Genomic DNA, 12,715 nt, shown 5'->3' with positions numbered 1-12,715 from the left:
TGGGCCAGTTAGAGCACTCATGACTGACCCACCGCTATCGGGGGCAAGCCCCCTCCCACAGTAGTTTTTTGTACCCCAGATAAATTGCGGTAGCCCGCGCCGGGGTGGTTCGAGCCCAACCTTGCACCATCACCAAACAACTTCTCGCGTAGCGTGCCTTGGGCGTATTCGGTCTTGTACGCGCCACGCTTCTGCAACTCCGGCACCAGCCAGTCGACGGCGTCGATAAAGGTTTCGTGGGTCAACGCATAGGCCAGGTTGAAGCCGTCCACGTCGGTCTCTTCGACCCATTCCTGCAACAGGTCAGCCACGGTCTCTGGGCCGCCGACGAACAGCGGGCCAAAGCCGCCGATACCGACCCAGTCGGCCAGTTCGTTGGGGGTCCAGACCTTGTTTGGGTCGGCCGTGGAGAAGGCTTCCACCGCCGATTGAATGGCGTTGGTGTGCACATGTTTGAGTGGTTCGTCGGGTTTGAACTGGCTGAAGTCGATGCCGGTCCAGCCGGAGATCAACGCCATGGCGCCTTCGTAGCTGACGTAGGTTTTGTACTCGTCGAACTTGGCTTTGGCCTGGGCGTCGGTTTCGCCGACGATCACCGTCTGCAAGTTGAAAATCAGGATTTTCTTCGGGTCCCGCCCTGCCTCGGCCGCGCGGCGACGAATATCGGCGACGGTCTTTTTCAGCAGCACCTTGGACGGCGCCGCGACGAACACGCACTCGGCCTGCTCGGCAGCGAACTGCTTGCCACGGCTGGACGCACCGGCCTGGTACAGCACCGGCGTGCGCTGCGGCGACGGCTCGCACAGGTGGATGCCGGGCACCTGGAAGTGCTTGCCGACGTGGCGGATCTCATGGATTTTGCTCGGGTCGCTGAATATCCGGCGCTCGCGATCACGCAATACCGCGCCCTCCTCCCAACTGCCCTCCCAAAGTTTGTAGCAAACCTCCAGGTACTCTTCGGCATAGTCATAGCGCGCGTCGTGTTCGGTCTGGGCTTTCTGCCCCAGGTTCTTGGCCCCGCTTTCCAGGTACGAGGTGACGATGTTCCAGCCGATGCGGCCTTGGGTCAGGTGATCGAGGGTCGAAAGCCGGCGCGCGAACGGGTACGGGTGTTCGAACGACAGCGAGGCCGTCAGGCCAAACCCCAGGTGTTCGGTGACCATCGCCATAGGGGCGATCAGCGACAGCGGATCATTGACCGGCACTTGGGTGGCCTGGCGAATCGCTGCGTCGCCATTGCCGTTGTACACGTCGTAGATACCCAGCACATCGGCGATAAACAGCCCGTCGAACTTGCCCCGCTCCAGGATTTTTGCCAGGTCGGTCCAGTACGCCAAGTCCTTGTACTGCCACGAACGGTCGCGCGGGTGCGCCCATAGGCCGGGGGATTGGTGGCCGACGCAATTCATGTCGAAGGCATTCAGGCGAATTTCACGGGCCATCAGTGCACTCCGTTGAGGTGGTAGTTACCGACTGCGTGGTAGGTGTGACGCAGCGGGTTATCCAGGCTTGAAGGCAGCGCGCTGCGTTGGCCGGTCAATTCGAATTCGGTGTTGCTGGCGGCAATCAGCGCTTCGGCCGCAGCAATCTGCGCTTCAGCGCGGGCGACCGGGCTGGGGTGGGTCTCGGCCCGTTCGAGCAAGGCGGCGGCCACGTCGACGCGGATCTGCAGATCGCCAAAGCGGCTGATCACGTAGGGGTCATCGCTGCGTTCGACATGTCGACGGGTGCTGTCCAGCAGTTGGCGCGCAAGGGTCAGTGTGGTCATGGGTCAGGTCTCTCAGTTCCAGGCGTGGCGTGCAGGCTTCACGCCGTTGAGCACGAAATTGCCGATCAAGTGGTATTTCCAGCGGGCCGGGTCGTGCAGGGTGTGGGTACGGGCATTGCGCCAGAACCGGTCGAGGTTGTACTTGCCCGTCACCGAGCGCGTACCGGCCAGTTCGAACAATTTGCTGCTGGCGAGCAATGCGGTTTCCGCCGACAGCACTTTGGCCTGGGCCACCACCAGCGAAGCTTGAGCGACGCTGTCTTCATTCGGCTCGGCCAGAGCCCGGTCCACCGCCAGGCCAGCCTTGGCGAGAATGGCTTCGGTGCCGTGCACGCGCCACGCCAGGTCACCGATGGCGGCAATCGTGAAAGGGTCTTGCCAGCCATGATCCTGCTGGCTGTCGATCCAGGGCCGCGCCTGACGTGCGTGGAGCTTGGCCTGCTCCAAAGCGCCTACGGCGATGCCGGTGTCGACGGCGGCCTGGATGATCTGCGAGATCGGGCCATTGGCGGTGGGTCGGTCGAAGGCCAGGTGTGCGGGTATCACCGCGCTCAGGGGCACCGTTACGCCATCGAGGGTCACCCCGCCACTGGCCGTGGTGCGCTGGCCGAAGCCGTCCCAGCTGTCGATCACACTCAGCCCTGGCGCGTCGCGCTCGACGAAGGCAATCAGCGCCTGGCCGTGCTCGTTGTTGCCGACGGTGGGCACCAGGTGGGCGAACAGTGCGCCGGTGCAATAGAACTTTTCACCGTTGATCTGCGCACTGTCGCCATCGATGCGGATTTGCGTGTCGAAGGTCCCGGCGTTTTTGCTCTTGGCCTCGGAGAACGCATTGCCGAAACGATAACCGGCGAGAATTTTGCCGAAGTAATAGCGCTTTTGTTCCTCGCTGGCGGTGTGCAGCAGCAGGTCCACCACGCCGAGGTGGTTTTGCGGGATCTGCCCGAGGGAGGGGTCGGCGGCGGAGATCAACTTGATCACCTCGGCCACCGTCACATAGGACACTTCGGCGCCACCGTAGGCTTTGGGCACGGTGATGCCCCACAGGCCGCTGGCGGAAAACTCGTCGAGTTCGGCCACCGGCAGGCGGCGTTCACGATCGCGCTCACTGGCGCCAACGGCAAAGCGTTCGGCCAGGCGCGTAGCCACCTCAATGGCTTCAGCATCCGAGCGGATGATATGGGCAGGGTGTAGAGGGTGGGCTGACATGGGCCGACTCCAGGTTCCGATGGGGATGACCTGGGCATTGCAGGAGTCGTGCCTGATTTTAATCGCCAATAAAATCAGCGACTTGCTGCTTAAATGCGATGCCAGCTGATGTGTTTAACCAGCAAAGTGTGGTTCCACTGTTGCCTGGCAAACAGTTAGATCACCACGTTGCGCACAAAACGCACGGCCACCTCACCGTCATTGCGATAGGCGTGGGGTTGATGGCTGGCAAACATAAAGAACTCACCGGCAGCGATGGTGTTTTCCTGGTCGCGCACCACCAGGGTCAAGCAGCCTTCGAACACGAACAGTTGCTCGCTCCAGCCTTCCAAATCGGGGTCGGGGGAGTAAATATCGCCTGGTTCCAAGCGCCACTCCCACAACTCGACCTCGCGCCGCGCGGTGGCCTTGGCCAATAACACGGCCTTGCTGCCGACGATTTCGCCGGCCCAGGCCAGCTCGTTGATACGGCTATGGTCGCGCACGTCCGGGGCCTGGATCAGGTCGCTGAAGGCAACGCCCAAAGCTTCGGCGACGCGGTCGAGCGTCGACAGGCTGACGTTCTTCTCGCCGGCCTCGATGGCCACCAGCATGCGCCGGCTGACCCCGGACTTTTCCGAAAGCACAGTCTGGCTGAGGTCGGCGGCGTGGCGCAGGCGACGAACGTTCTGGCTGACGTGTTGCAGGACCGAAGCCCGCTGCGGATTTTCTTTGTGCACTATATTGCTCAATGGGTGGGTGTGCGCAGTATACTGCCCAGCGTGCGGCGCATTGTGCGGTCCGTGCCTTTCCCTTGCAAGACCGAGCCCACATGACCACCCCGAACTCTCCATCGCGTTTCCATCGATTCAGCAAAGCCGAGTGCATCCTGGTGTTTATCACCATGATCTGGGGCGGCACCTTTTTGCTGGTGCAACATGCCATGGCCGTCAGCGGACCGATGTTTTTCGTGGGCCTGCGTTTTGCCGCGGCGGCCATTGCGGTCGGTTTCTTTTCCTTGCGCACCCTGCGCGACCTGACGCTGTTCGAGCTGAAGGCCGGAATATTTATCGGCGTAGCGATCATGTTCGGCTACGGCTTGCAGACCATCGGCCTGCAAACCATCCTCAGCAGCCAATCGGCTTTTATCACCGCTTTGTATGTGCCCTTCGTGCCGTTGCTGCAATGGCTGGTGCTGGGCCGTCGACCGGGCCTGATGCCGAGCCTGGGTATCATGCTGGCGTTTGCCGGGCTGATGTTACTGACCGGCCCGGCGGGTGCATCGCTGAATTTCAGCGCCGGGGAAATCGCTACCTTGATCGGCGCCATCGCGATTGCCGCCGAAATCATCCTGATCAGCGCGTTCGCCGGCCAGGTGGACGTGCGCCGCGTGACCGTGGTGCAACTGGCCACTGCATCGCTGCTGTCATTTTTAATGGTGGTGCCGATGGGCGAGGTGCTGCCGGGGTTCTCGTGGTTGCTGCTGTTCAGTGCGGTAGGCCTGGGCCTGACCAGCGCGGTGATCCAAGTGGCGATGAACTGGGCGCAACAAAGCGTCTCGCCAACACGGGCCACGTTGATCTATGCCGGCGAGCCGGTGTGGGCTGGCGTGGTCGGGCGGATTGCCGGTGAGCGCTTCCCGCCGATTGCCATGCTGGGCGCGGCGCTGATCGTGGTGGCGGTGATTGTGAGTGAAATGAAGAGGAACAGCTCGAACGTTGTCGACGCTAAGGCCGAAGTTGAACCGGAAAATCAGGGTTGATGGTCTAAGCTGTCAGCCACAAGCCGTACGAAATACGCGGCCGGCTGTTTCTCTTGCAGCTTGCCGCTTGTAGCCGTCTTCAACTGCCTCTGTAGGATCCTGCCACATCTTGCCGTTTGGTGATCCAGAAAGCGGCACGTATGATGCATCCCAAACTCCCGCAGATTAGAAGCCTATGTCCCTGATAGTTCTACTGCTTCTGCCTTTTATCGGCAGCTGTCTGGCGGCATTGCTGCCGCATAACGCACGTAATACCGAATCCCTGCTGGCCGGCCTGGTGGCGCTGGTCGGCACCATTCAAGTCGCTTTGCTGTACCCCCAGGTCGCCTACGGCGGCGTGATTCGCGAAGAATTCATGTGGCTGCCCAGCCTCGGGCTGAATTTCGTGCTGCGCATGGATGGCTTCGCCTGGCTGTTCTCGATGCTGGTGCTGGGCATCGGCACACTGGTGTCGCTGTATGCGCGTTATTACATGTCGCCGGACGACCCGGTACCGCGCTTCTTCGCGTTTTTCCTGGCCTTTATGGGCGCCATGCTGGGCCTGGTGATCTCCGGCAATCTGATCCAGATCGTGTTTTTCTGGGAACTGACCAGCTTGTTCTCGTTCCTGCTGATCGGCTATTGGCACCACCGCGCCGATGCGCGACGCGGTGCCTATATGGCGCTGATGGTCACCGGCGCGGGCGGTCTGTGCCTGCTGGCGGGCGTGATGCTGCTGGGGCATATCGTCGGCAGCTACGACCTGGACCTGGTACTGGCGGCGGGCGATCAGATTCGTGCGCACGCGCTGTACCCAGTGATGCTCGCGCTGGTGCTGATCGGTGCCTTGAGCAAGAGTGCGCAGTTTCCGTTCCATTTCTGGCTGCCCCACGCCATGGCCGCGCCCACGCCGGTTTCGGCCTACCTGCACTCGGCGACGATGGTGAAGGCCGGCGTGTTCCTGCTGGCCCGCCTGTGGCCGTCGCTGTCCGGCAGCGAAGAATGGTTCTGGATCGTCGGCGGTGCCGGCGCCCTCACCCTCCTCCTCGGCGCTTACTGCGCCATGTTCCAAAACGACCTCAAGGGCCTGCTGGCCTATTCCACCATCAGCCACCTCGGGCTGATCACCCTGCTGCTGGGCCTCAACAGCCCGCTGGCCGCCGTAGCTGCGGTGTTCCACATCCTCAACCACGCCACTTTTAAAGCCTCGCTGTTTATGGCTGCGGGCATCATCGACCACGAAAGCGGCACGCGGGATATCCGCAAACTCAGCGGCCTGGTGCGCCTGATCCCGTTCACCGCGACCCTGGCGATGGTGGCCAGCGCGTCCATGGCCGGCGTGCCGCTGCTCAATGGCTTCCTGTCCAAAGAGATGTTCTTCGCCGAAACCGTGTTTATCTCGGCGACAAAATGGGTGGAAATCGCACTGCCGGTGATCGCCACCATTGCCGGCACCTTCAGCGTCGCCTACGCACTGCGTTTTACCGTGGATGTGTTCTTCGGCCCGCCCCCCACCAACCTGCCCCACACCCCCCACGAGCCACCGCGCTGGATGCGCGCACCGGTGGAACTGCTGGTATTCACCTGCCTGCTGGTGGGGATTTTTCCGGCGCAGATAGTCGGTTCGATCCTCGCCGCCGCCGCATTGCCGGTGGTGGGCGGCGTGCTGCCCGAGTACAGCCTGGCGATCTGGCACGGCTGGAACGCACCGATGATCATGAGCCTGGTGGCGATGTCCGGCGGTGTGGTGCTGTACCTGATGCTGCGCAAGCAGCTTAAGCGCGGTCGGTTCAAATATCCGCCGGTGATCAGTTATTTCAACGGCAAGCGCGGCTTCGAACGCAGCCTGGTGGTGATGATGCGCGGCGTGCGCAAGATCGAAAAACGCATCAGCACCAAGCGCCTGCAACCGCAGTTGTTCCTATTGGTACTGGTGGCGCTGATCGGCGGCATGATCCCCATGCTCAACAGTGGCCTTAGCTGGGGTGACCGTCCGAAAATCCCCGGTTCGGTGGTGTTCGTGACCCTTTGGGTGTTGGCGATCGCCTGCGCCCTGGGCGCCGCCTGGCAAGCCAAATACCACCGGCTCGCCGCCCTGACCATGGTCAGCGTGTGTGGGCTGATGACCTGCATTACATTCGTGTGGTTCTCGGCGCCGGATTTGGCCTTGACCCAACTGGTGGTGGAAGTGGTGACCACCGTGCTGATCCTGCTCGGCCTGCGCTGGCTGCCACGGCGGATCGAAGAGGTTTCGCCACTGCCTAACACCTTGCGCAGGGCCAGGGTGCGCCGGGTCCGCGACTTCCTGCTGTCCACCGTGGTGGGTGGTGGCATGGCGTTGCTGTCCTACGCGATGCTGACCCGCCAGACCCCCAACGATATCTCCTCGTTCTACCTCAGCCGCGCCCTGCCCGAAGGTGGCGGCAGCAATGTGGTGAACGTGATGCTGGTCGACTTCCGAGGCTTCGATACCCTGGGCGAAATCACCGTGCTCGGCGCCGTGGCGCTGACGGTCTACGCCCTGCTGCGGCGTTTCCGCCCATCCAAGGAAAGTATGGAGCTGCCGCCACAACAGCGGCAGTTGGCGCCGGACGTGGCCACTGACCTGGTCAACCCACGCCAGGCCAGCGACACCGCCCTGGGCTTTATGATGGTGCCGGCGGTGCTGGTGCGCTTGCTGCTGCCGATTGCACTGGTGGTGTCGTTTTATCTGTTTATGCGCGGCCACAACCAACCGGGCGGCGGGTTTGTCGCGGGCTTGGTGATGTCGGTGGCGTTTATCCTGCAATACATGGTGGCCGGCACCCAGTGGGTCGAGGCGCAGATGAGTCTGCGGCCGATGCGCTGGATGGGCTTCGGTTTGTTTTCCGCGACCCTCACCGGGCTCGGTGCGCTGTGCTTCGGCTATCCGTTCCTCACCACCCACACCCTGCATCTGAGCGTGCCGGTGCTGGGAGATATCCATATCGCCAGCGCGTTGTTCTTCGATGTGGGCGTGTACGCCATGGTGGTCGGTTCGACCCTGTTGATGCTCACCGCCCTCGGCCACCAATCGGTGCGTGCGCATAAACCGAGCAACCAGCCTAAAGCAGTCGCTGCAACCGAAGGAGCCGCCTGATGGAAGAAGTCATCGCAATTGCCATTGGGGTCCTGGCGGCCTCCGGCGTCTGGTTGATCCTGCGGCCACGGACGTTCCAGGTGGTGATGGGCCTGTGCCTGCTGTCCTACGGGGTCAACCTGTTCATTTTCAGCATGGGCAGCCTGTTTATCGGCAAGGAGCCGATCATCAAGGACGGCGTGCCGCAGGATCTGTTGCACTATACCGATCCCCTGCCCCAGGCCCTGGTGCTGACCGCCATCGTGATCAGCTTCGCCATGACCGCGCTGTTTCTGGTGGTGTTGCTGGCATCGCGGGGCCTGACCGGCACCGACCATGTGGACGGCCGGGAGCCCAGGGAATGAATTGGGTCAACCAACTGATCGTCGCGCCGATCCTGCTGCCGTTGCTCACCGCCGCGCTGATGCTGATGCTCAGCGAGAAACGCCGGCCACTCAAGGCGCGTATCAACCTGTTTTCCAGTGTGCTTGGCCTCGCCACGGCGATCCTGCTGCTGTACTGGACGCAGCAAGGCGGCCCGGGCTCCATCGGTGTGTACCTGCCGGGCAACTGGCAAGTGCCGTTCGGTATTGTGCTGGTGGTGGATCAACTGTCGGCGCTGATGCTGGTGCTCACCGGGATCATCGGCGTCAGTGCGCTGCTGTTCGCCATGGCGCGCTGGGACCGCGCCGGCACCAGTTTCCACGCGCTGTTCCAGATCCAGATGATGGGCCTGTACGGTGCATTCCTCACCGCAGACCTGTTCAACCTGTTCGTATTTTTCGAGGTGCTGCTGGCCGCGTCCTACGGGTTGATGTTGCATGGCTCCGGCCGCGCGCGGGTATCGTCGGGGCTGCATTACATCGCGATCAACCTGTTGGCGTCGTCGCTGTTCCTGATCGGCGCGGCGATGATCTACGGGGTTACCGGCACGCTGAACTTCGCCGACCTGGCGCTGAAAATCCCGCTGGTGCCCGAGGCCGATCGCGGCCTGCTGCACGCCGGTGCGGCGATCCTCGCCACCGCGTTCCTGGCCAAGGCCGGCATGTGGCCGCTGAACTTCTGGTTGGCGCCAGCCTACTCTTCGGCCAGTGCGCCGGTGGCGGCGATGTTCGCGATCATGACCAAGGTCGGCGTGTACACCGTGCTGCGCCTGTGGACCCTGCTGTTTTCCGGCCAGGCCGGCGCGTCGGCGTTGTTCGGCGGCGACTGGCTGGTGTACGGCGGCATGGCCACGATCATCTGTGCGGCGCTGGCGATGGTAGCGGCGCAGCGCCTGGAGCGCATGGCGAGCCTGAGTATCCTGGTCTCGGCCGGGATCCTGCTATCGGCGGTAGGCTTCGCCCAACCGAGCCTGACCGCTGGCGCGTTGTTCTATCTGATCAGCTCCACCCTGGCCTTGAGTGCCCTGTTCCTGTTGGCCGAACTGATCGAGCGTTCGCGCTCGGCCAACGACCTGCCGCTGGATGAAGAAATCGACGCCTTGCCCAAAGCCATGGAGTCCCTGCACCCTCGACCCGGCGTGAACCTGGACGATGAGCAGAAAGCCGTGATCGGCCAGGTGATCCCCTGGACCATGGCCTTCCTCGGCTTGAGCTTCGTGGCCTGCGCCCTGCTGATTATCGGCATGCCGCCGCTGTCCGGGTTTATCGGCAAGCTCAGCCTGTTGAGCGCACTGGTCAACCCGTTGGGCCTCGGTGCCAGCGCCGACGCGCCGATCCGGCCCGCCGCGTGGGGCCTGGTGGTGCTGTTGATCCTGTCCGGCCTGGCCTCGCTGATCGCGTTTGCGCGTATGGGCATCCAGCGCTTCTGGACCCCGGAAGAACGCCCGTCGCCACTGCTGCGTCGCTATGAATGCCTGCCGATCTTCTTCTTACTGGGGCTGAGCATCGCGCTGACCTTCAAGGCAGAACCGCTGATGCGCTACACCCAGGCCACCGCCCAGAGCCTGAACAACCCCGAACAGTACGTGATGGCCGTCATGGCCACGCGCCCGGTGCCCAGCCCTGAAGCCAAGGCCACTGCCGCACAGGTGCAACCATGAAGCGCCTATTCCCTGCCCCGTGGCTGTCCCTGGCGTTGTGGCTGCTGTGGCTGGTGCTGAACCTGTCCGTCAGCCCTGGCAATCTGCTGCTCGGCGCGTTGCTGAGCTTTCTGGCCCCGCTGATGATGGCGCCGTTGCGGCCGCTGCCGATCCGCATCCGCCGTCCGGGCGTGATTCTGCGCCTGTTGCTGCTGGTGGGGCGCGACGTGATCGTGTCCAACCTGCAAGTGGCCTGGGGCGTGCTGACCTGCGGCTCGCGCCCGCCGCGCTCGTGCTTTATCAAGATCCCCTTGGACCTGCGTGACCCCAACGGCCTGGCGGCGCTGTCGATGATCACCACCGTGGTGCCCGGCACCATTTGGTCGGAACTGGCGCTGGACCGCAGCATCCTGCTGCTGCACGTATTCGATCTGGACGATGAAGCGCAGTTTATCGAGCACTTCAAATCCACCTACGAGCGGCCCCTGATGGAGATCTTCGAATGAGCCCCCTGCTCGCCAACGCGATCCTGTTCAGCCTGTTCCTGTTTTCCCTGGCCATGGTGCTGACCCTGATACGCCTGTTCAAAGGCCCGTCGGCCCAGGACCGGGTTCTGGCCCTGGACTATCTGTACATCCTGGCAATGCTGATGATGCTGGTACTGGGCATTCGTTATGCCAGTGACACCTACTTCGAAGCGGCGCTGCTGATCGCGCTGTTCGGCTTCGTGGGCTCGTTTGCCCTGGCCAAATTCCTGCTGCGTGGAGAGGTGATTGAATGATGCCGTTATGGATGGAAATCGTGGTGGGCGTGCTGCTGGTACTCAGCAGCCTGTTTGCACTGATTGGCGCACTAGGGCTGCTGCGCATGAAGGACTTCTTCCAGCGCATGCACCCACCGGCCCTGGCCTCGACATTGGGCGCGTGGTGCGTGGCGTTGGCGTCGATCATCTACTTTTCGGTGCTCAAATCCGGGCCGGTGCTGCATGGCTGGCTGATCCCGATTCTGCTGTCGATCACCGTGCCGGTGACCACAGTATTGCTGGCCCGCACGGCATTGTTCCGCAAGCGCATGGCCGGGGATGATGTGCCGGCTGAGGTCAGCAGCCGGCGCTGAGCGCTGAAAGCCTGCAAGGTCAACCAATGTGGAGGGGCTTGCCCCCGATGACGGTGGACCAGCTACAGATGAGCTGGCTGAGCCGCAATCGGGGGCAAGCCCCCTCCCACATTTGGACTGTACTAGACGACAGACCGGATTCGCTCTGCCAGCTCAGCCAATACCGCCAGTTTCGTCTGGGGTTTAATCGTGGCAACCATCTAAAGCTAGGATGAAATGAGCGTGAAACCCTACGGGCATTTTGGGGATCCCCTAAGACCTGGGTATGTCGCCGTGCTGAGACAGGAGCTCACCATGGATAAAAACATCATTGTCATCGGCGGCGAGTCCAGCGAAGACATGCAGCGCATGACCCGCATCGACGAATATATCGTCGCTTCCTCCGGCAAAGCCCATCCCACGGTTCTCTATATCTCCACCGCCAACGGCGACGACCGTGTAAAGATTACCGACTTCACGGCCAAATATGAGAGCGCTGGTTGCAGCGTACGCACGCTGACATTCTTTATTCCACCCTTTCCCAGCCCTGATCATATTTCATCGTTGTTTAAGCAAGCCGATATCATCTACGTGGCAGGCGGGAATACCCGTGCCATGGTGGCTATCTGGCGTGAGTTTGGCGCGGTGGGCCTTCTGAAAGAGGCATGGGAAAACGGTAAGGTCCTGTGTGGTGTCAGTGCAGGGGCGATTTGCTGGTTTGAGTATGGGCACTCTGACTCAGGGGGAGCGTTCGCCCTGATTACCGGCCTGGGTTTTCTGCCAGGAGCGCTGTGTCCGCATTTCAGTTCAGAGGCGGGAAGAGAAGCTTCGTTTGTTGAGCTTGTCCGGCTCAAAGACGTACAGCCCGCCTACGCCGTCGATGATGGCGTCGCCCTGCATTTCAAGGACGGCAGATACCACGAGACGATTCATAACGACGCGACAAAGAGTGCTTATGTCGTCACTACGACACCTGCGTATCTAACACAGCTTTCGCAGGTTTCCAGCGGCTAGGTCCATCCCTTTTCCAGACGCAGCCCTCTGAAGGAACAGACAATGAGCCCAACCCCTCCCCTACTTGATCACCGTTGGCAGATAGAAAGCAGCCGGGCTGCAGATCTCAAGGATACCGCCAATCCCCTGTGGGAGATGTCGAGCTTTAGCGAGGCTTCGAAGGCGGCGGCGCTGTTGGCAGGTATGTTGGCTGACCCACCGCTATCGGGAGCAAGCCCCCTCCCACACTTGATCGTTGTTGGCAGATAGAAAGCAGCCGGGCTGCAGATCTCATGGATACCACCAATCCCCTGTGGGAGATGTCGAGCTTTAGCGAGGCTTCGAAGGCGGCGGTACTGTTGGCAGGTATGTTGGCTGAGCCACCGCTATCGGGAGCAAGCCTCCTCCCACACTTGATCGTTGTTGACAGGTAGAAAGCAGCCGGGCTGCAGATCTCATGGATACCACCAATCCACTGTGGGAGATGTCGAGCTTTAGCGAGGCTTCGAAGGCGGCGGCACTGTTGGCAGGTATGTTGGCTGACCCACCGCTATCGGGAACAAGCCCCCTCCCACACTTGATCGTTGTTGATAGGTAGAAAGCAGCCCGGCTGTAGATCTCAAGGATACCGCCAATCCCCTGTGGGAGATGTCGAGCTTTAGCGAGGCTTCGAGACGGCGGTACTGTTGGCAGGTATGTTGGCTGAGCCACCGCTATCGGGAGCAAGCCCCCTCCCACACTTGATCGTTGTCGACAGGTAGAAAGCAGCCCGGCTGTAGATCTCAAGGATACCGCCAATCCCCTGTGGGA

At 61.8% G+C, this 12,715-nt stretch carries 12 protein-coding genes; 8 read left to right on the top strand and 4 right to left on the bottom strand.

Going from position 1 to position 12,715, the window contains the following annotated elements:
* Positions 1-17: 17 nt before the first annotated feature.
* The 4 genes from K1567_RS00535 to K1567_RS00520 all read right to left on the bottom strand — a co-directional run bounded on the left by K1567_RS00535 (position 18) and on the right by K1567_RS00520 (position 3,696).
* The gene (locus K1567_RS00535) at positions 18-1,442 is read right to left on the bottom strand and encodes an LLM class flavin-dependent oxidoreductase (protein ID WP_167417757.1); all 1,425 of its coding nucleotides are present in this window, start codon (positions 1,440-1,442) and stop codon (positions 18-20) included.
* A complete protein-coding gene (locus tag K1567_RS00530) occupies positions 1,442-1,768 on the bottom strand; it encodes an acyl-CoA dehydrogenase (protein ID WP_034098753.1) in 327 nt (108 codons plus the stop codon). The genes K1567_RS00535 and K1567_RS00530 overlap by 1 nt, the downstream gene beginning before the upstream one ends.
* Before the next feature lie 12 nt (positions 1,769-1,780).
* Positions 1,781-2,977, bottom strand: a complete 1,197-nt coding sequence (locus K1567_RS00525; protein ID WP_034114217.1) for an SfnB family sulfur acquisition oxidoreductase — start codon at positions 2,975-2,977, stop codon at positions 1,781-1,783.
* Between the two features lie 155 nt (positions 2,978-3,132).
* The gene (locus K1567_RS00520) at positions 3,133-3,696 is read right to left on the bottom strand and encodes a helix-turn-helix domain-containing protein (protein ID WP_040268733.1); all 564 of its coding nucleotides are present in this window, start codon (positions 3,694-3,696) and stop codon (positions 3,133-3,135) included.
* A 92-nt stretch (positions 3,697-3,788) separates the two neighbouring features.
* On the opposite strand from K1567_RS00520, the gene K1567_RS00515 reads away from it, so the two are divergent.
* From K1567_RS00515 to K1567_RS00480, 8 genes are all read left to right on the top strand, one after another.
* Positions 3,789-4,718 (top strand): DMT family transporter, encoded by a 930-nt coding sequence (locus K1567_RS00515; RefSeq protein WP_040268734.1) that lies wholly within the window; start codon positions 3,789-3,791, stop codon positions 4,716-4,718.
* A gap of 175 nt (positions 4,719-4,893) precedes the next feature.
* On the top strand, positions 4,894-7,815 hold the full coding sequence (locus K1567_RS00510) for a monovalent cation/H+ antiporter subunit A (protein ID WP_034098759.1): 2,922 nt from the start codon (positions 4,894-4,896) through the stop codon (positions 7,813-7,815).
* Positions 7,815-8,159 carry a Na+/H+ antiporter subunit C gene (locus tag K1567_RS00505; protein WP_007973781.1) on the top strand — a complete coding sequence of 115 codons (345 nt, stop codon included), beginning with the start codon at positions 7,815-7,817 and terminating at the stop codon, positions 8,157-8,159. Before K1567_RS00510 ends, K1567_RS00505 begins: the two co-directional genes overlap by 1 nt.
* Complete coding sequence (locus K1567_RS00500; protein ID WP_034114219.1) at positions 8,156-9,838, top strand: monovalent cation/H+ antiporter subunit D; 1,683 nt, start codon at positions 8,156-8,158, stop codon at positions 9,836-9,838. Before K1567_RS00505 ends, K1567_RS00500 begins: the two co-directional genes overlap by 4 nt.
* Positions 9,835-10,323, top strand: a complete 489-nt coding sequence (locus K1567_RS00495) for a Na+/H+ antiporter subunit E (protein WP_220698002.1) — start codon at positions 9,835-9,837, stop codon at positions 10,321-10,323. The genes K1567_RS00500 and K1567_RS00495 overlap by 4 nt, the downstream gene beginning before the upstream one ends.
* Positions 10,320-10,598, top strand: a complete 279-nt coding sequence (locus tag K1567_RS00490; protein ID WP_034098763.1) for a K+/H+ antiporter subunit F — start codon at positions 10,320-10,322, stop codon at positions 10,596-10,598. The genes K1567_RS00495 and K1567_RS00490 overlap by 4 nt, the downstream gene beginning before the upstream one ends.
* Positions 10,595-10,933 carry a Na+/H+ antiporter subunit G gene (locus K1567_RS00485; protein ID WP_034098765.1) on the top strand — a complete coding sequence of 113 codons (339 nt, stop codon included), beginning with the start codon at positions 10,595-10,597 and terminating at the stop codon, positions 10,931-10,933. The genes K1567_RS00490 and K1567_RS00485 overlap by 4 nt, the downstream gene beginning before the upstream one ends.
* 294 nt (positions 10,934-11,227) lie before the next feature.
* Positions 11,228-11,926 (top strand): peptidase E, encoded by a 699-nt coding sequence (locus K1567_RS00480; RefSeq protein ID WP_034098767.1) that lies wholly within the window; start codon positions 11,228-11,230, stop codon positions 11,924-11,926.
* Positions 11,927-12,715: the final 789 nt, after the last annotated feature.

The sequence above is a fragment of the Pseudomonas sp. S5F11 genome (genome assembly GCF_019641515.1).
GTDB lineage: Bacteria > Pseudomonadota > Gammaproteobacteria > Pseudomonadales > Pseudomonadaceae > Aquipseudomonas > Aquipseudomonas rhodesiae.
The sequence above is the reverse complement of the archived record's forward strand: the minus strand, read 5'-3'. Positions and strand labels throughout refer to the sequence as shown.

What these genes read in the sequence shown, in the direction of transcription:
- K1567_RS00535 (WP_167417757.1), bottom strand. Translation starts at nt 1,442, where the DNA reads ATGGCCCGTGAAATTCGCCTGAATGCCTTCGACATGAATTGCGTCGGC.
- K1567_RS00530 (WP_034098753.1), bottom strand. Translation starts at nt 1,768, where the DNA reads ATGACCACACTGACCCTTGCGCGCCAACTGCTGGACAGCACCCGTCGA.
- K1567_RS00525 (WP_034114217.1), bottom strand. Translation starts at nt 2,977, where the DNA reads ATGTCAGCCCACCCTCTACACCCTGCCCATATCATCCGCTCGGATGCT.
- K1567_RS00515 (WP_040268734.1), top strand. Translation starts at nt 3,789, where the DNA reads ATGACCACCCCGAACTCTCCATCGCGTTTCCATCGATTCAGCAAAGCC.
- K1567_RS00510 (WP_034098759.1), top strand. Translation starts at nt 4,894, where the DNA reads ATGTCCCTGATAGTTCTACTGCTTCTGCCTTTTATCGGCAGCTGTCTG.
- K1567_RS00505 (WP_007973781.1), top strand. Translation starts at nt 7,815, where the DNA reads ATGGAAGAAGTCATCGCAATTGCCATTGGGGTCCTGGCGGCCTCCGGC.
- K1567_RS00500 (WP_034114219.1), top strand. Translation starts at nt 8,156, where the DNA reads ATGAATTGGGTCAACCAACTGATCGTCGCGCCGATCCTGCTGCCGTTG.
- K1567_RS00495 (WP_220698002.1), top strand. Translation starts at nt 9,835, where the DNA reads ATGAAGCGCCTATTCCCTGCCCCGTGGCTGTCCCTGGCGTTGTGGCTG.
- K1567_RS00490 (WP_034098763.1), top strand. Translation starts at nt 10,320, where the DNA reads ATGAGCCCCCTGCTCGCCAACGCGATCCTGTTCAGCCTGTTCCTGTTT.
- K1567_RS00485 (WP_034098765.1), top strand. Translation starts at nt 10,595, where the DNA reads ATGATGCCGTTATGGATGGAAATCGTGGTGGGCGTGCTGCTGGTACTC.
- K1567_RS00480 (WP_034098767.1), top strand. Translation starts at nt 11,228, where the DNA reads ATGGATAAAAACATCATTGTCATCGGCGGCGAGTCCAGCGAAGACATG.